Consider the following 19,752-nt stretch of genomic DNA (forward strand, 5'->3'; position numbering starts at 1 on the left):
ATATTGTATAGAATAACATGTATCCGTAAAAATACGGATACATGTTATTTATTTAGCTGTAAAAAAGGTATATATACTGAAGTATTTGATTTTTTTAAAATGGAACTTTGCGCAACAAGTAATTTTCCCCCAAACGAAGTCAATACAGCCTAATTTCAATTTAATTTCAATATTTTTTATTGTAATTACTTTGTTGTTACCTTGTTTATTTAATCAAATAAATAAAATAAAACTGACTCAGTTTCTTTCAGTAAAGAATAAAATACTGTCTATTCTAATTTTTTTAAAATGAGAAAAATTCTTATCGTAGAAGACGACACGGTCTTAAGAGAAAATACTGCTGAATTTATCAAGGGACAAAATTTTGATGTATTTATTGCAGAAGATGGCCTTATAGGCGTAAAACAAACCTTAAAATATTTGCCAGACCTTATTGTTTGTGACATATCCATGCCCAATATGAATGGGTATGATTTTTATAAAACCATTAAACAAATTAAAGCAACTGCAACCATTCCGTTAGTTTTTTTATCGGCAAGAACAGAAAAAGAGGACATTAGAGCAGGAATGCAATTGGGTGCTGATGACTATATCACAAAACCTTTTAGCCTTTATGAATTGCTAAAAGTTATTCACACACGGCTCACTAAATACGACACTCTTAACCAAATTAATGACGAGAAATTTCAAGCACTTATAGACCACCCAACACTAGGAATTTATATCTATCAAAACGGTAAATTACTGTTTTACAACAATGCATTGGCTAATATTTTTGGGTACGATTATGAGGAATTTTCTTCTGTAAATTTCGAAGAACTTCTCAATGAAAAATATTGCGATAAAACAGAAATCTTAAATGCATTAGATCGTTGTTTAAAAGACTCAAAAGCTTCAATATCTCTAAAACTAGAAGCGATACACAAAACACTAAACACCGTTTCTATTGAGTTATTTGGCTCTACAATTACCTATAAAGGGCAGACAAGTCTGGCTGGTAATATTGTTAAGTTAACCTCTAAAAACTCTCCATCAATTATACTTAAAGAGACTATAAACTCTCCTACCAAACTAAGCAATCGAGAATTAGAAGTACTAAAACTTATCTGTAAAGGAAAATCTACTTTAGAAACTTCTAAAATTCTTTTTTTAGGACAACGTACTATCGAAACGTACAGAGCGAAGTTGCTAAATAAAACAGATAGTAAAAATATTGCAGAACTTATGATGTATGCGATTCGCAACAGGTTAATTGTAATAGAGTAATTCGTACAATTTTACACATGATTTGCTTACCTATTATTTTTAAAGCACCCTATATTTTCTTGGTTACTATTTTTTATCAGTACTAAAATAACAGTAAAAACACTTCATAAACCTGATTATAATAGGCGAAAAACGCCCCTTTCACCAAACTACATCCGTATTTATACTTAAAAAAGCTACAATTATCCTTAAATAAATAGTATTTATACTGACTTGTCTAGTGTTTTTAAAACAGAACTTTGCCAAATACAAACCTCTAACACCTATATAAATACCGTATAATGATCTTGAATAACACGCCATTGGCTGCTGTTATTTCTTGCTATGCCGTTTGTTCAATTTAATAATTTATGATGAAAAAATATTTACAATTCTATATACCAACCATCTTTTTTCTACTTGTCTCAGGCATAAGCAGTAGTCAAACATTTGAGTTAGGAGTACTTTCCTCTTTTGAAGGTTATAGTGGTAATGGCGGAGTTACAAATGGTGCCGGCGCTGTTTGGACTGGTGATGTAGGTACAAATTCAGGAATAATAAGAGGAGACTATACCGGTAATTCATACAATGCAGATGCCATAACCAAACAGTCTCGATTCGATTTATTAAGAACGTATATTCACCTAAACGATCTTTTTGTAGACTACCCTGGTACCCATGCCCCTGCTTTTGGTGGTGGCGAAACAATTACCCCAGGAGTTTATTACACAGGTGCTGCAGGATCTGTAGGCGCAAATCTTATTCTCGATGGACAGGGAGATCCTAACGCTTTCTTTGTTCTTAAATTTTTAGGTGCATTTACAGTTGGTGCAAACGCAACGGTTACTTTAATTAATGGAACAAAATCTTGTAATGTTTTTTTTATTGCAGATGGTGCTATTTCTGTTGCGGCTAATGCAAATATAAAAGGAACTTTATTTTCAAAAGTAGGTGCTGTTGGTCTAGGTGCAGGTGCTGTTCTTGAAGGAAGAATGCTAACCATGTCTGGTGCAATAACTACAGGAATTGGTGCCAGTGTTCGTCCGCCACCTTGCAATAGTACTATTCCAATATTTTGCGAATCGGGCTGCACCCCTGCTCCTGCTGTTGATGTTCTGGGAGTTGTTTCAGACTTTGCACTTTACACAAGTTTAGGTGCTGTGGGCAATACAGGAATTTCTGGAGTTAACGGAAAAATTGGTACAAATTCAGGAAGTATAAGTGGTTACACTGCTGGTATTCATATTGGAAAAACCCATATTGCAGATACCAATACAGCGCAAGCAAAAACAGATTTAGACAACGCCTACCTTGCGCTTATGGCTCTGCCCGTTACAGGTATACATGTATCTGCAGCTTTTGGTGCGGGAGAAATTCTTACTCCCGGAGTGTATCATACTTCGGGAGCTGGATCTTTAGGCGGAACAATTACTCTTGATGCCGCAGGAAATTCTGACGCAATATTTGTTTTAAGGTTTGCTGGCGCACTTAATGTCGCAGCACAATCAAAAATAATATTAGCCAATGGAGCAAAACGGTGTAATGTTTTTTGGCTTGGAGGAGCCGGAGTTATTACCGGTGCTGTTAATATAGGAGCTGGATCTGTCTTAAAAGGAAATTTCATTTCACATGGCGGAGCATGCAACTCAGGAGCCGGTGTATTTCTAGCAGGCAGACAACTTTCTACTGGTGGCGCTGTTAACACGAATACAGGCATCATTTACACAGATCCAGAATGTGTTACTTCTACCTCTTTGGCTTTAGACACAGACAATGATGGAATTCCAGATATCTCTGACATAGATGATGATAATGATGGTCTTTTAGATACTGCTGAAACTGCAAATGATACCGACAATGACGGTATTCCTAATTATTTAGATACAGACTCAGATAACGATGGTTGCGCAGATGCAATAGAAGGATCAGGAAGTTTAATTTTAAGTAAATTAAAAAAACTTACTGGAGGTAGTATCGGAGGAAGTACAAAAAACTTAGGTGTGCATTCAGACACAAACGGAAGTCCAATTATAAATAGCCAAAGCAGCTCTGGTTATACACAAAACCAGACTACTGCAGTTACAGATACAAATGAGAACAATGCCTGTACTACAGATTTAAAAATTATTAAAAGAGTAGATAAGGCTATTTTAAAATTAGGTCAAACAGCAGTATTCACCTTAATTTTAAAAAATGAAGGTTTACAACCAGCAACAAATGTTCAGGTAAAACACCTACTTCCTACGAGCTTAACTTATAATGAATCATTATCAATAATACCATCGAATACAACATATAAATCTTTAACAGGTATTTGGAGTTTAGGCTCTGTGGTCATCGCTATAAACGAGACCATAGAATTAAGAATTGCAGCAACATTAAACACTGTTAGTGCAATTATTACAAATAAAACAGAAATATTTTTCAGCAGTGAAACAGATATTAACTCTATTCCGAACAACTCAAATTAACAAAAGCAACTTTTCTGAAATCTGAAGACTATGTATTACTGCCTATTTTAATTATAAATCTTCTAAAAGTCATCCATAAAAACAGATGCTACCCTACTTAAAAATTCAGGTACAACTATAAAACATCCGTATTTATACGTACCAGTTCTCTTCTTGTTTTCTGAATAAAGAGTATATCTACTGACCCATTTAGTATTTTTAAAACGGAACTTTGCTAGCTATTAACTTCCCCGATAACTAAGTCAATACAACATAATTATCATTAATAACAACCCGTTAGATACAATGATTATTTGTTATGCTGTTTGTTTAATTCAATTATTTATTATGAAAATAAAAATATACATTCCTATTCTCACCATAATGCTACTACTTTTTTCAAGTATAAGCATCAGTCAAACACTTGAGTTAGGAACCCTTTCTACTTTTGAAGCTTATACTGGCAAAGGAGCAGTAACAGGCCCGGGAGCTTCAGGACGTGTTACAGGAGATGTTGGTACAAATGATGGAATAATAACCGGTTTTTCAGAACCACCTTCTACTTATAGTGGTACCGAATATAATAATGACCCTACAACTATTCAAGCCAGAATAGATTTACTTAGAATATATATTCACCTGAGCGATGTTTTTGTTACACATCCTACTGGTGGTGTTAATGCTCATGCTCCAGCTTTTGGAGGCGGTGAAACCATTACACCTGGTGTGTACTCTATAGAAGGTGCAGGGTCTGTGGCAGGAACGCTTACTCTTGATGGTGGCGGAAACCCTAACGCCTTTTTTATACTGAAATTTGAAGGCGAATTTACAGCAGGAGCTGCTTCAAATATTGTTTTAAGTAACGGAACACGAGCTGCAAATGTTTATTGGATTGCTGAAGGAGCTATTGAGATTGGTGCAAATAGTGTTATCAAAGGAACTTTATTTTCACACCCTGGGGCAATCACACTTGGTGCAAATTGTAACATAGAAGGAAGGTTATTTTCATCTGAAGGAGCAATCGTAATTGCTGCTAGTAGTGTTGCAGAAATACCAGCTGGCCCTATTACCATTCCAATAAATTGTGAAGGTAATTGTAGCGCTGCTCCTGCTGTTGATGTTTTAGGTAGTATTGCTAAATTTGCTCTTTTTACCAGTGATGGTGCTGTGTCAAATGCAGCGACATCAGGTTTTGTTGGAGATATTGGTTCAAACACAGGTGGCTCTATTACCGGTCTTGGTACTTCACCTCATGTGGGTACTGTTTATATGGCAGATGCAGTTACAGCACAAGCAAAAATAGATTTAGATACTGCTTATGCAGCTCTTATGGCTTTGCCAAATACAGAACTTGGGCATGCACCCGCTTTTGGGCAAGCCCCATCTGTTGGAACTGGCGAGGTAGTTACTGCTGGCGTTTATTATATAGGAGGGGCAGGATCTATATCTGGAACCGTTGTTTTAGATGGTGAAAATGACCCCGATGCCATATTTGTTTTTAAATTTAATGGTGCATTTTCCGTTGCTGCACAATCTAAAGTCATTTTAACTAATGGCGCGAGACGTTGCAATGTTTTTTGGATTTCTGAAGGAGCTGCTTCCATGGGAACTTTTACAGTTATGAAAGGAACTGTTCTTGCACATGCAGGAGCTTGTTCTATGGGTGCAAACGGAAATTTAGAAGGAAGAATGCTTTCTACAGCAGGTGCTGTTACCTTTAGTACAGGTGTAATTTATAATGATACGCTTTGCTTTGGAGATGATACTCCTATTTCTGGAGGAAATCAAACCATTTGTTCAGACGAAACTACAACGCAAACGCTTACAGCTACTGCAACTTCTAATACCACAAATGGAAGCATTATCTGGTATGATGCTGCAACTGCTGGGAACGTAGTTTCGAGTCCTACCCAAGTTGGTATAGGTACTGTAACTTATTATGCAGCATCTTTTAATGGTACATACGCCAGTGAGACAAGAGCTGCTGTTACTTTAACTATAGAAAACTGTCGTATTATAATCGCTGCAATAGACGATCATTTTTCTCCTATTTTAGAAATTGGAGGTAAAACTTCTTCTGTTTTAGTGAATGACACTTTAAACGGATCGCTTCTAGATGTATTAGAGGTTGCCTTAACACCAGGTACCGCACCAATACCAGTATCTGGTAACATTACAATGAATGCAGATGGTACAATTGCAATAGCTGCAGGTACTTCTTCAGGAACCTACACCTACCCCTATACTATTTGTGAAAATGCAGATTTATCAAATTGCAATACCGCAATAGCAACGGTTATCATAGCTGATGGAATTCCGATGATTACCCAAGTATATCAATTTAATGATGAAAAATGGATAGAAATTACAAATGTTCATCCAACTAAAAGTATTGCCCCTAACCTTATAAATATTCAATTATATAAAAATAAAATAGGAGATCAAACGGAAGTAGTACCAGATGTAACTTATTTAATTACAACCCCATTAGCTCCAGGAAAATCTGTCTTAATTAAAAACGCTACAAATGTTATTACTAACTTAGATGCAAATGCTACTGTGGTTACAAATAATACTTTGACAGACTTTACGGGTAATAATCATATCATCACCTTGTCATCAACAAATGGTGCAAACTCTTACGCCTCTAGATATGATGTTGTAGCCTCTTTTACAAATAAAACTTCTTTGGTAAGAATAGATGAAGCATTAATTCCAAATAAAAATTACACCACTAATGAATGGATACAATTTATAGACCCTTCATTAAATGCTTACAGACTTTTAGTTGCTGGTGGTCCAGAAAGACATCCACATGCTCCTTTAACGTCGGAGATTATAAACTCTAATTCAACTGCAAATACATTATTGGGCTTACACAATATAAATACTACAACAAGAACTGGTAATACCTGGTCTAACGGGTTTCCTGATAGATCTAGACATGTAATAATTGACGAAAATTATAATCATACCGGCAGTAAATTAAGTGCTCGAAGATTGGTTGTTGATAACAATAGCAAATTTGCAATTACCGATAACTTATTAGTTGTTACTGATGAAGTAATACTAACCAATACTACGGATGAAATTCGTCTAATAGGTACTTCTCAACTTATTCAGACACATACAGGACCAGCAAAAGTATCTGGTAACGGAAGGCTTTTAGTAGACCAAAATTCTACCGTACCTAGTCGCTACAGATTTAATTACATGAGCTCTCCTGTAAATACTATAGGCGCTAGTACTTTTACATTACAAAGCGTTTTAAAAGACGGTACAACTGCTGTAGATGCAACAAGTAGCATTGGTACTATTGCTAAAGAAATTGCATATATTGGTGGTTATGACGGGGCAACTACAGATCCTATTTCTTTAGCAGACCATTGGGTATATAGTTATGCTCCTAGTGATGATGGGAGATCTAATTGGTTACAAAAAAAGAAGAATGGTAAAATAGACAAAGGAGATGGTTTCACTTTCAAAGGACCAGGAAGACCACAAAATTATACTTTTTCTGGCACACCAAACGATGGTACTTTTAATACAATTACTGCTATAGGTGCAAATGAATCTTATTTAATTGGCAATCCGTTCCCTTCTGCAATGAGCGTTAAAAATTTCATAGAAGACAATGTAGACGCTACAAGTGCAACCTTATATTTCTGGCAACATGTAAGTGAAGAAAATACAACAGGTAATTCTAGTGGTCATAATTTTAATGGATATGTTGGTGGGTACGCTACAAGAAATATAGCGATGGGAGTTACAGCAAATGACCCAGGCCAAAATACACCTGTAAACTTTGTTCTTGAAGCTGAAGACGCTAGTACCGTTGACGGAGCAATCATTCAAGACGATACACAGATTGTTGTTGCTATGAGTGGTACAAATAACGCTATAAAGTTTACTAATATTTCTAGAGGTATAGATACCTTAAGAATACGATATAAATCTTCTTTTAATAAAAGAATAAAGGTTAAAATAAATAGCGGTAATGCTGGTACGTATGTACTTCCTGCGACGAATGGCCGGTATTATGAAGGTAACATTATCTTATGTATAAAAATTGGTAGCGATATTACTTTTACTTCTAACGACACAAATGTTATGTATCTCGATAATGTAAGGTTTAAGGATCACGATGGAGAAATAGGTTGTACCCCTAGTACAGGTGGAGAAACGCATGATGATGCATATATTGCACCCGAGTCATATATAGCAATGGGACAAGGATTCTTTATTCAGGGTGATAATATAGATGGCGGACCAATAGTTTTTAAAAATAGTCAAAGAGAATATAAAGTAGAAGGCAATGGCTCTTCTATATTCCTGAAAAGTGAAAAATCTAAATCTAATACTACATCTGAGTTCAAATTACCACTTATAAAACTAGGAATGAACTTTACAGATAATGAAGGAAGTCAATTACGCCGCCAAATAGGAGCTTCTTTCCATCAAGGTAATTCTTATGCTTTTGACAAAGGGTATGATTCAGAAATGAATGATTTAAATACTACAGATATTTACTGGAAATTTCCTAATAATGAGCTTCCCTACGTTATTGCTGGTGTGCAAGAAATAACAAATAGTTTAGAAGTACCCTTAGAAATTATTATGGCATATAATGGCAGCATTTATATAGTAATCGATGAAATAGAATACATCGATCAAGATATTTTTATAAAGGATAAACTTACAGGTGAAACACAGCAAATAAATACAACTTCTGCCACCTACCAATTAGAAGAAGGCACTTATAAAAATAGGTTTGTTTTGGCTTTTGGTCAAAGTAAAGTATTAGCAAATGAAGATTTAAATCCTTTAGAAACTACCATAAAAATTTACGCTGATACCAAAAACAAAAGTATTGTAATTTCTAAGAATGCAGCACTGCAGATTAAAAATGCAGCACTTTATAATATTCTTGGTAAAAAAATAAATTTTTGGACTATCAAAGAAGAAAAAAATACGTACCAATTCGTACTAAAAGGTAAAATTTCAACAGGTGTTTATGTTGTAAAGCTAAACACCAATGACGGTGTTATTAATAAGAAGATAATTATTGAATAAATAAAATACTTTATATAAAGGCTTACATAGAAATGATTTATTAATTTTTTTAAAACATTTTAATCTTAATTGTAATTTTAGCAATGCACCCCCGCAAAACTAAACTCTTTCATGTGAGCTCTTTTTTTTTATAAAAACGAACAGCGTATCATAGTTACATCTTACACCTAAAAAAAAGGGTATCAATGAACTTTATCTTTTTATCATGGCTTTTATTAACGAAAATTTAAACCTAACTTATTGGGGTTGTGTAGGCTTTAAAACTTGACAAAATGATTAACTACAAGTAATTCCGTTACCTATTCCACCTACCCACCAATTGGGCTCCCAACAGATAATGTCTTCATTGTAACTAATGCTTATAGGTATAAACTATGCTATTATATTTAAAAAAAAGATATGAAAGTTAACCTTTATCTCACCATGAAATAAAGCTATTTTTTATTAAAGATTCTCTTTGCAATGCCTCAGACTATTATGATAACCCTATCTCGCTAAAATTTCTTGTAACTGTTGTTGGTATCGTACATAATCCCTAATGTTATGATGTGTTCCTCCATCAATTTGTATAAAGTTATTTTTTGTTGATGTACTTCGTTCTAGTAAATCTTTAGCGTCTTTAAAAGAAGTTGTTTGATCTTCAGTTCCATGAAAAATAGAGATTGGTGCAGTCACTTTTACAATATCTAAATCAGTTCTAAATTTATATTTCAAAAGAAAAGTTGGTGCTAACTTAGAGTAAAATTGTACTGCTTTCTTAAAATTATAAAAAGGAGCTTCTAAAATTAATTCTTTTGGTACATTTAAAGCTGCGATTCTAGTAGCAAAGGTACTTCCTAAAGAAAATCCATATACTACAATTTTATCTTCCTTAAAATTAGTTTTAATATGGTTGTAACTTAACAAAGCATCTGTGTACATTTTCTCTTCATTAAACCTACCTGTACTTTTACCGTAGTTTCTATAATCAAAAACAAATGCTTCATAATTAGAGTCTAAAAAACAAGAAACCCTGTTGCCCCATTTTTGTAAATTACCACTGTTTCCGTGACAAAATAAGACAATCCCTTGCGGATTTTCTAACTTAAAATGAAGCGCATTTACTTCATTACTTCCATCCGTTTTTATTAAAACTTCTTCAAAAGTATTGGTAAATTCGTATTGATAATTCCTGTCAATTCTCTTACCATTCAAAAAAATAAATTTTTCTTGGAAGAAATAAAGTCCTATAAAGATAAAACCTACCAAGGCAAATAAAAAATAAACTATGTACATCATTTGAAAAATTGAATGACGAAACTAATCATTTTATATATTATTAATAGAAATTCTACTGATTATAATAGCTTATTCCTTTTAATAAATGACTATTTAAATAATGAATAGAAAATAACGGTGCACTAATAAAGAGGTTTAAAAAAATCGAAAATTGCCGTCACAAGAAAAAAGTTGACCTGTTTATTATTGGCACTCTTTTTTATAAAAAAAATAATCGAAATTATAAAAAATTGTCTTTAAATTACCACAAATTAAAAAAGCCTAAAATGAAAAAATTATTATTTGTAGCTGTATGCCTCACAATATCTTTTACTGCTTGTAGAGAAGATAAAAAAGCTAAAAAAAAGACAGACGTAAAAACTGAGAATAATGTGAATATTGAAACCCCTAAAGGTAGTGTGAAAACTGATGGAGATGGGAATATTGATATTAAAATTAAAGATAATGAGTAATCCTTAAAATCAGTTTTCCTATTATTTGAAAGCGCCTTTAAGAGCATAAAAAAAACCGATTCAGAAATGAATCGGTTTTTTTTATAATTTATAATGTAAAGCTTATCCTCCAAAATCATCAAAACGGATATTGTCATCTGAAAGACCAAAATCTTCTCCCATTTTCTGAACAGCATTGTTCATTAAGGGTGGTCCACAGAAATACAATTCTAAATCTTCTGGTGATTCATGGTGATTTAAGTAGTTTTCGATGACACAATTATGTATAAAACCTACAAAACCATCTCCAGCTTCATCATTAATATCTTTTTTCTCTGTCCAATTATCTACCTCTAAAGGATCTGATAATGCGATAAAGAATTTAAAGTTTGGAAAATCTCTTTCTAATGCTCTAAAGTGTTCAATATAAAATAATTCTGCTTTAGAACGTCCACCATACCAATAAGAAACTTTTCTACCAGTTTTTAATGTTCTAAATAAGTGGTATAAGTGAGAACGCATTGGTGCCATACCTGCTCCACCACCAACATATAACATTTCTGATTCAGATTCGTTGATGAAGAATTCTCCATAAGGACCAGAAATTACACATTTATCACCTTTCTTTAAGCTGAAAATGTATGAAGATGCGATACCAGGATTTACATCCATCCATCCACCTTTTGCTCTATCAAAAGGAGGGGTAGCAATACGAACATTTAACATGATTTCTCTTCCTTCTGCAGGATAAGAAGCCATAGAATACGCTCTTTCTATTGTCTCTTTATTTTTCATTACCAATGGTCTTAGTTTAAACTTGTCCCATTCGGCTATAAATTTTTCTGGTGTATCATGCTCTTCTGGATGCGCTGTAATGTCCATATCTGCAAACTTCACTTCACAAGGAGGTATTTCAATTTGAATATATCCACCTGCTTTATATCCCATATCTTCTGGAATTTCAACAACAAATTCTTTAATAAACGAGGCTACGTTGTAATTTCTTACAACAACCGCATCCCATTTCTTAATTCCGAAAACTTCTTCTGGAATAGAAATATTCATGTCTTGCTTTACTTTTACTTGACATGCCAAACGTGCGCCTTCTTTTAGTTCTTTTCTAGAAAAGTGAGGAACTTCTGTTGGCAATGCTTCACCACCACCAGAATTCACGTGGCATTCACATTGTATACAAGTTCCACCACCACCACATGCAGATGGTAAGAAAATTTTATTCCCCCCTAAAGTGGTTAATAAAGACTCTCCTGAGGCTACTTCTATTTCTCTTTCACCATTGATCATAATCTTCACAGGACCAGATGGTGATAGTTTTTGTTTTACAAATAATAATAATGCGACTAATACCAGCGTTAATATTAAAAAAGCTGCTACTGTTGCAATAATGGTTCCTGTTGTACCTGCTGCTAATATCATGCTAATCTTGGTTTATATTTGTGTTTTCGGCTACTTTTTCTTTAGCTTCTATTTTTACTTCCTCTTTCTTAATGGTAGCTTCCACTTTTGGTTTTTCTTCCTTGGTTTCATCTCCACCAGTTAACATACCACCAAAGCTCATAAAACCAATTGCCATTAATCCGGTAATAATAAACGTAATTCCTAAACCTCTTAGTGCAGGCGGAACACTTGAATATCTAATTTTTTCACGAATAGCTGCGATTGCTAAAATTGCTAAAAACCATCCGATTCCAGAACCAACTCCGTAAGTTAAAGCCAACCCTAAAGTAGGAATTTCACGAGATTGCATAAATAAACTTCCCCCTAAAATTGCACAGTTTACTGCAATTAACGGTAAGAAAATACCTAATGAATTGTATAGTGAAGGTGAAAATTTTTCTACAATTATTTCTACCAATTGTACCATGGTTGCAATCGTTGCAATAAACATAATAAATGATAAGAAACTTAAATCGTATTGTGCATATTCTGGACCTAACCAAACCAATGCGCCTTCTTGTAATATGTATTGATCTAATAACCAGTTTAAAGGCACTGTTACAGCCAATACAAAGATTACTGCAGCTCCTAAACCAACAGCTGTAGCTACTTTTTTAGATACGGCAAGGTAAGAACACATTCCTAAGAAGGTTGCAAATACCATGTTATCTATAAATATCGATTTGAAAAATAATTCTATATGTTCCATATTTTTTTCAGTTATCAGTTATCGGTAATCAGTTTCAATGTTTTTTGTTCATTGATAATTGATCACTGATAATTGCTTTTAGTTCTCTTCTATTAATGCTTTGTTCTTACTACGTTGAATCCAGATAATAATACCTACAACAATTAATGCCATAGGCGATAATAACATAAAACCGTTATTTTCGTATCCTATCGCATACAATCCTGTTTTTTCTATTGGATCTCCTAAAACTTTAAATCCTAATAACGTACCAGAACCTAATAATTCTCTAAAAAAACCAACAATTATTAAGATTACACCGTAACCAACTGCATTTCCAATTCCGTCTAAGAAAGATCTCCATGGTTTGTTTGCCAAAGCAAAAGCTTCAAAACGTCCCATAATAATACAGTTCGTAATAATTAATCCCACAAAAACCGATAGCGTTTTACTTAGTTCATAAGCGAATGCTTTGAGTACTAAATCTACTATAATAACTAAAGTTGCAACTACAATTAGTTGTACAATAATTCTAATTTTAGAGGGTATAATGTTTCTCATTAAAGAGATAACTACGTTTCCTAAACCTAATACAAACATTACAGAAATTGCCATTACAATAGAAGCTTTTAATTCTGCTGTAATTGCTAAGGCAGAACAAATACCTAATACCTGAATAGTAATTGGGTTATTATCTGCTAATGGGTCTGTAAGTAATACTGCGTCTTTTTTTGATAAAAGTCCCATAAATTATTTTTTTAAGTTTTTGAAGTAAGGCACATATAGTGCTAAATCTTTCTTTATCATGGCAGAAACTCCATCACCAGTAATTGTTGCACCAGCAATTGCATCTACTTCATAATCTGTTTTATCTTCGTTCTTCGGATCGTTATTTCCTTTGGCAACCGTAATTCCTTGGAACACTCCAGATTCATTTAATAAATGTTCGCCAATAAAGTCATCCATAAAATAACGTTGCTTTATGTTTGCTCCAAGACCAGGTGTTTCTCCTTTGTGATCAAAATAAGCTCCTTGTACAACCATGTTTTCATCCATAGAAACATAGCCCCAAATTGCATCCCAAAGACCTTTGCCATAAATTGGAGCTACATAAAATGTTTTACCATCTTTTTGTCCAACAAATAAAGGCAATTTTCTAACTTTACCCGCTTTTGCGTTTGCTTTTTGTTTTTTAATATCAATTAAATAAGCATCTTCACTTTGGGTAACTTTATCTCCAGCTAAAACTAATTGTTTTGTGATGTATTTTTTAAACTCGTCTCCTGCTACTTTGGTAGATACAAAGTTTGCATTAGAGTTATCATTTTCATTTACACCCATCGCATACAAAATATTTTGCTGCTTTTCTATTCTTTCATTCTCTTTGATTGCAGGCTTTAAAGACGATGCTAAAAAGGCTAACAAAGAACCAACAACTAACACCATAATTACGGCGAAAACCATTGTATATCCATTACTATCTGTTCTCTTACTCATAATTAGGCAGTTTTAACTTTAGTACGTTTTAATCTTCTTTTTACGTTTGCTTGAACCACATAGTGGTCTATTGTTGGCGCGAACACATTCATCAATAAAATTGCTAAAAATACGCCTTCTGGATATGCAGGATTGAATACACGTATCATAATCGATAAAAAACCAATTAAGAACCCGTAAATCCATTTTCCTTTGTTTGTTTGTGAACCAGTAACAGGATCTGTTGCCATAAATACAGCACCAAAAGCCAAACCACCAATTGTTAAGTGTTCCCACCAAGGCGTGTTCATTAAACCATAAAACTTGCTAGAATCTGTAATAATATCTGCGGCAACAACTTGGTTAAAAATTAATCCCATAACTGCTGCTCCTACAAATGCGGATAGAATAATTCTCCAACTTCCAATTTTAGTGAAAATTAAAATTGCAGCTCCTATCAAAATTAAGAACGTAGATGTTTCACCAATAGAACCGGGTATAAAGCCCATGAACTTGTCAAATGTAGAATATACAACTTCCTGATTTTGTGCATAACTCCCTAAAATAGTTTCCCCAGAAATTGCATCCGCAGTTCCTGTTCTATTTACAGCGTCATATACCCAAACCTTATCCCCAGACATCCAAGTAGGATATGCGAAAAACAAGAATGCTCTTATTGTTAAAGCAGGATTTAAGATGTTCATTCCTGTTCCTCCAAATACTTCTTTACCAATTACTACTCCAAATACAACTGCAACTGCTAACATCCACAAAGGCGTATCTACAGGTACAATTAATGGAACTAACATTCCTGTCACCAAGTATCCTTCTTCTACTTCATGCCCTTTTATTACTGCGAAAATAAATTCAACTAAAAGACCAACTCCATAAGAAACAATTACTAATGGTAATACTTTTATAATCCCAATCCAGAAATTATCCATCGTAAAAAAGTTAGCTAAGACATCTGTTCTTAAAGAACTATCTATAGCTGCATAATGCTGGTAACCTGCATTAAACATTCCAAAAAGCAAACAGGGTACTAAAGCCATTATTACAATATTCATTGTACGCTTTAAATCATCTGCTGCTTTTATATGAGTTCCTCCGTGAGTAACTTCATTTGGTAGGTATAAAAAGGTATGGATTGCGTTAAAAGCAGGTGCCATTTTAGTTCCTTTGTATTTCTCCTTTAAATTATGTAAGTTTTGTTTTAAGCTCATAACCTTATCCTAATTCTTCTCTCATTAAATCTAAACCTTCACGAATTATCTTCTGGTGCGGTTGTTTAGATACACAAATAAATTCTGTTAGTGCAAAATCTTCTGGCGCTACTTCGTAACCTCCTAAAGCTTCCATTTCATCTATATCTTTATACATACATGCTTTTAATAATTGCATCGGATAAATATCTAAAGGAAACACCTCTTCATAGGAACCTGTTACTACAAAGGCTCTATGTTCACCATTTGTATTGGTGTTTAAATCGTACTTTTTGTTTGGGGTTAACCAAGAAAAAGTCAATGCTCTAGAAGTAGAAATTTTGTTAAAAATTGGTTTATTCCAACCAAAAAATTCATAATCATCTCCTTCTGGTATTGCTGTTATTTGATTGTCATAATAACCTAAAAACTCATCTGCTTTTACTTCCTTTCCAGAAAGCACGTTTCCGCTGATGATTCTTGTGTTATCGTCTTTCAAATTATTTGCAGTTACCGTTGCTATGGTAGCTCCTGCTATTGCAGTTACATAGTGTGGTTTGCTAAATTGAGATCCTGTTAAAGCAACCGTTCTCGTTAAATTTAGCTTTCCTGTTAAGAGCAACTCACCAATAACCACTAAATCTTGTGGTGTAATTACCCAAACAACTTCACCTTTGTTAATAGGATCTATTTTTGCAATTTGAGTACTTACGTTTCCTGATGGATGTGGCCCTGAAACTTTATGTAATTCGATACCAGTTAACTTTGCCAGTGGAGAATTAGCTTTAGCACCAACTGAAACATGTACTTTGCCTTCAGTTAATTTAGAAACAGCTGTAATTGCTGCCTGTAATGCTACTTCTTTACCCGCTAAAGTATAATCTAGATCTGCTGCTAAAGGTGCACTTGCATAGGCAGACACAAAAATAGCTTTTGGCGCTTGGTTAGGATTTGCAACAACATCAAAAGGACGTTGTTTTACAAATGGCCAGCAACCTGCTTCGAATAAATGATTCTTAACCTCTTCTGCAGACATTGCGCTTGCATCTTTAGTACCAAAATCTTTATAAGTTTGTGTAGCATCTGCAGTAATTTTAACTGCTAAAACTTTTCTTCTTGCGCCACGTATTACCGCTACTACTTTACCAGAAACCGGACTAGGAAATAAAATACGAGCATCACTTTTTGAATAAAAAAGTGCTTCTCCTGCTTTTACCTCTGTACCTTCTTTGGCAATAAGTTTTGGTATTATTCCGTGAAAATCTTCTGGCTTCACTGCATAAACACTACTTTGAGAACTCTTAGTAGTATTTTTTTCGGCAACGCCAACAAGCTTAATATCTAAGCCTTTTTTAATACGAATGTCTTTTGACATAGTAAATTGGAATGTTTAGTTATCTAAAAAAATCATGCAAATTTAAAGATTTTGTTAGTGAGGAGTGATATAAATCGAGGTTAATCTTGGTGTATTTTACTTATTTATATCCATTCTAAATAGATTGATTATAGAAAAGGTTGTCGTAATTTAAATAAAAATAAAACCTCACATCAAAAAAATGAGTTCGTAGCATTTTTTAGCGCAAGAAAACTCAAATTCATTTAAAAAAGGAACAATATTTGCATTCTATTTTGTGAGTTTAAATTTCACTATTTTTGAATTATAATTATCACAAAAATATGCAGCAAAAAATAACGTGGCTTATATTGATTATTTTCACCTCAATAAATGCACAAAACATAGAAACCATTCAACTAAGACCTTTGCAAGAAAATGTTTTCTCTGCGATTGTACCTTTGGGTACCGTTTTAGAATTGTCTTTTGATGATTTAGACGCAGATAGCAAAGATTATAAATACAAAATCGAGCACAAAACTCATGATTGGAAACCGAGTAGATTACTATCAAGTCAGTTTATCAATGGTTTTGACCAAAACACCATCATTAATGTTAGAAATTCATTTAATACATTACAAAATTATACGCATTATTCCGTTAAAATTCCGAATGCAAACACTGTAATTACCAAAAGCGGAAATTATCTTTTATCAGTTTTAAATTCTTATGATGAAGTAATTTTTACCAGAAGATTTGTGTTATACGAAAATACCACAATTGTACCCGTTTCTGTTACTCGAAGTAGAGATACAAAGACTTTAAACACTCAGCAAACCATTCAGTTTTCTATAAATCATAAAGAAATTAGAATAAATAACCCAAGCCAAGAAATAAATGTTGCCATTCTAAAAAACAATAATTGGAACGAGACAATTACCAATTTGCAACCTACTTTTTTCAAACCAAATCAACTTTTATACACTTATACGAACAAAACAAATTTTTGGGGAGGAAACGAGTATCTAAATTTTGATAGTAAAATTATTCGAAACAGAAGTCTAAATATTGTCAAAATCACTAAAGAAGACGTTTACAATCATTACTTATACCCTTTTTCTTATAATAAATACAGAGAATACAAATACAACCCAGATATTAATGGTCAATTTGCAATTAGAACTTTAGAGGGAAATGATAACAATACAGAAGCAGATTATGCGCTAATGCATTTTTCTATGGAAGTAGATGAAATGTTCAAAGAAAAAGAAGTGTACGTTTATGGTGCTTTTAATAATTTTTCTATTTCGGACAAAAACAGGATGTATTACAACCAAAAAAACCAAACCTATACTGCAAGCATCTTATTAAAACAAGGTTTTTACAATTACACTTTTGCCACAATTGGTCGTGATAATTTTGTAAACACAAATGAAATTAATGGTACTTTTTATGAAACTGAAAATGAATATACCGTTATTATCTACTACAAACCTTTTAGTGGTTTATATGATAGGGTTATCGGTGTTGGTAAAGGATATTTTAATCAGAATAACTAATTAGAAAATTGATTTGTAGAAACAAATCAAAAAACCTACATTTACCTAAGCATGATTCAACAAATTACAAAAGGCATAAAAATTTCTGTAGAAACGAGCTATAATGGTACAAGTTATAGAGATGGTAAGTTGTACTATGTTTTTTCGTACACTATTTCAATAGAAAATGTAAGTTTAGAAACTGTAAAATTAACAGATAGATTTTGGTGTATTTACGATTCTTTAAACGGAACCGAAATTGTAAGCGGAGAAGGCGTAGTTGGCCAAACACCTACACTGCTGCCCAACGACAATTACACTTATAGTTCTGGCTGCTTTTTAGAATCTAACATAGGTGCTATGAAAGGTTTTTATACCATGATAAATTTAGAAACTTATGACCAATTTAAAGTCTATATACCCACTTTTCAGCTAACCACACCTGTCTTATTAAACTAGATAAACAAAAAAAGAAAGTCGCTAAAATTAAAGATCCAGAATGTTTAAATTGTGGACATCCATTTAGCGGACAAGAAAAATTTTGTCCAGATTGTGGCCAACAGAACAAAGGAAACAAAGTAACTTTTGGTAATTTTATTTCAGAGCTTTTTAGTGGGTTGTTCAGTTTTGACACAAAATTCTGGCGTACTTTAATTCCGCTTTTAACAAACCCAGGAAAAGTATCCAAAGAATATAGAGAAGGTAAAAGAAGTCGATATTCAAATCCTTTTCGTTTTTACATAACTGCTTCAATTATATTTTTCTTGGTTTTAGGCTTCTCTAAAAACTACAATAAATACCAAAATCTTACAAAAGAAGACATTCAAAAAGAATTGAATACCAAAGACGGACTTCCTAATAATGAGATTGCTCCCGATTCTATAAAAAAGTTGGTTGCAGAAGAGTTAGACAAGTCTACTAATGTTTCACTTCCAGATAAAAAGAAAAAGAAATTTATAGATACTCTTAAAGAAGAAGCCAAAGACACTGCCGAAATAAAAAATAGTAGTGAGCAAACATTCTCTTTTGAAGGTACAAGATTAGGAGCCTTTTTAAAGTATCAAAAAGAACATCCAAAAGCAGCTACAAATGAAGCTTTAGATTCTTTAAAATATCCTAAAAACTTTAAAAATAGATTTTTATACGAACGATCTAAAGTCATGGGACAAATTTTTAATAATGAAGATAACGAAGACAAATTCTTAAGTGAGGTTCTATCATATGGCTCTATTTCCTTATTTATTTTTCTTCCACTATTCACGTTATTTTTAAGACTTTTTTACATTCGAAGAAAATACACGTATGTAGATCATTTAATTTTTGTTTTTCATACCCAAACTGTATTTTTTATGTTGTTGACTATTTTCACAATAGTAGATCTTTTTGTTGCCACAGAAGATTTATGGGTTTTTTCAATTCTTTTTTTAGTCTATTTATTTTTGGCTATGAAGAAATTCTATCAACAAGGAATCCTTAAAACTGCTGTAAAATTTCTACTACTAAATCTTGTTTATGTACTCATGGCAATTGTAGGTGTTTTTTTAGTTACATTTGTTTCCTTCGCACTTTATTAATCAGAAAAA

Annotated in this window: 14 protein-coding genes; 7 read left to right on the forward strand and 7 right to left on the reverse strand. The window is 33.2% G+C overall.

All coding sequences use genetic code 11. From position 1 onward, the window contains the following. Positions 1-288 precede the first annotated feature (288 nt). The 3 genes from ES045_RS10100 to ES045_RS10110 all read left to right on the forward strand — a co-directional run bounded on the left by ES045_RS10100 (position 289) and on the right by ES045_RS10110 (position 8,768). Positions 289-1,266 carry a response regulator gene (locus ES045_RS10100; protein WP_147116069.1) on the forward strand — a complete coding sequence of 326 codons (978 nt, stop codon included), beginning with the start codon at positions 289-291 and terminating at the stop codon, positions 1,264-1,266. A 353-nt stretch (positions 1,267-1,619) separates the two neighbouring features. Then, complete coding sequence (locus tag ES045_RS10105) at positions 1,620-3,716, forward strand: ice-binding family protein (protein ID WP_189663078.1); 2,097 nt, start codon at positions 1,620-1,622, stop codon at positions 3,714-3,716. Positions 3,717-4,043: 327 nt separating this feature from the next. Beyond that, complete coding sequence (locus tag ES045_RS10110; RefSeq protein WP_147116073.1) at positions 4,044-8,768, forward strand: ice-binding family protein; 4,725 nt, start codon at positions 4,044-4,046, stop codon at positions 8,766-8,768. A gap of 486 nt (positions 8,769-9,254) precedes the next feature. Here the strand turns inward: ES045_RS10110 and ES045_RS10115 are convergent, their stop codons facing one another. Beyond that, positions 9,255-9,962 (reverse strand): alpha/beta hydrolase, encoded by a 708-nt coding sequence (locus ES045_RS10115; RefSeq protein ID WP_223267228.1) that lies wholly within the window; start codon positions 9,960-9,962, stop codon positions 9,255-9,257. 350 nt (positions 9,963-10,312) lie between these two features. On the opposite strand from ES045_RS10115, the gene ES045_RS10120 reads away from it, so the two are divergent. Then, positions 10,313-10,498 (forward strand): hypothetical protein, encoded by a 186-nt coding sequence (locus ES045_RS10120; RefSeq protein WP_147116075.1) that lies wholly within the window; start codon positions 10,313-10,315, stop codon positions 10,496-10,498. A 102-nt stretch (positions 10,499-10,600) separates the two neighbouring features. On the opposite strand, the gene nqrF is transcribed toward ES045_RS10120, so the two are convergent. From nqrF to ES045_RS10150, 6 genes are all read right to left on the reverse strand, one after another. Beyond that, the gene (gene nqrF / locus ES045_RS10125; protein WP_147116077.1) at positions 10,601-11,911 is read right to left on the reverse strand and encodes an NADH:ubiquinone reductase (Na(+)-transporting) subunit F; all 1,311 of its coding nucleotides are present in this window, start codon (positions 11,909-11,911) and stop codon (positions 10,601-10,603) included. Position 11,912: 1 nt separating this feature from the next. Next, entirely contained in the window at positions 11,913-12,641 is a 729-nt protein-coding gene (gene nqrE / locus ES045_RS10130) for an NADH:ubiquinone reductase (Na(+)-transporting) subunit E (protein WP_147116079.1), read from the reverse strand. Between the two features lie 78 nt (positions 12,642-12,719). Next, positions 12,720-13,367, reverse strand: coding sequence for an NADH:ubiquinone reductase (Na(+)-transporting) subunit D (locus tag ES045_RS10135; RefSeq protein WP_147116081.1), 648 nt, complete (start codon positions 13,365-13,367; stop codon positions 12,720-12,722). 3 nt (positions 13,368-13,370) lie between these two features. Next, positions 13,371-14,117: a Na(+)-translocating NADH-quinone reductase subunit C gene (locus tag ES045_RS10140; RefSeq protein ID WP_147116083.1), complete on the reverse strand. Its 747-nt coding sequence runs from the start codon at positions 14,115-14,117 to the stop codon at positions 13,371-13,373. A gap of 2 nt (positions 14,118-14,119) precedes the next feature. Then, positions 14,120-15,319, reverse strand: a complete 1,200-nt coding sequence (locus ES045_RS10145) for an NADH:ubiquinone reductase (Na(+)-transporting) subunit B (RefSeq protein ID WP_147116085.1) — start codon at positions 15,317-15,319, stop codon at positions 14,120-14,122. 4 nt (positions 15,320-15,323) lie between these two features. Continuing rightward, a complete protein-coding gene (locus ES045_RS10150; RefSeq protein ID WP_147116087.1) occupies positions 15,324-16,673 on the reverse strand; it encodes a Na(+)-translocating NADH-quinone reductase subunit A in 1,350 nt (449 codons plus the stop codon). Positions 16,674-16,975: 302 nt separating this feature from the next. On the opposite strand from ES045_RS10150, the gene ES045_RS10155 reads away from it, so the two are divergent. The 3 genes from ES045_RS10155 to ES045_RS10165 all read left to right on the forward strand — a co-directional run bounded on the left by ES045_RS10155 (position 16,976) and on the right by ES045_RS10165 (position 19,743). After that, positions 16,976-18,190, forward strand: a complete 1,215-nt coding sequence (locus ES045_RS10155) for a type IX secretion system plug protein domain-containing protein (RefSeq protein WP_147116089.1) — start codon at positions 16,976-16,978, stop codon at positions 18,188-18,190. Positions 18,191-18,241: 51 nt separating this feature from the next. Then, entirely contained in the window at positions 18,242-18,628 is a 387-nt protein-coding gene (apaG, locus tag ES045_RS10160) for a Co2+/Mg2+ efflux protein ApaG (protein WP_147116091.1), read from the forward strand. A 158-nt stretch (positions 18,629-18,786) separates the two neighbouring features. Then, a complete protein-coding gene (locus tag ES045_RS10165) occupies positions 18,787-19,743 on the forward strand; it encodes a DUF3667 domain-containing protein (protein WP_189663079.1) in 957 nt (318 codons plus the stop codon). Positions 19,744-19,752: the final 9 nt, after the last annotated feature.

This window comes from Polaribacter sp. IC073, from assembly GCF_007997075.1.
Classification (GTDB): domain Bacteria; phylum Bacteroidota; class Bacteroidia; order Flavobacteriales; family Flavobacteriaceae; genus Polaribacter.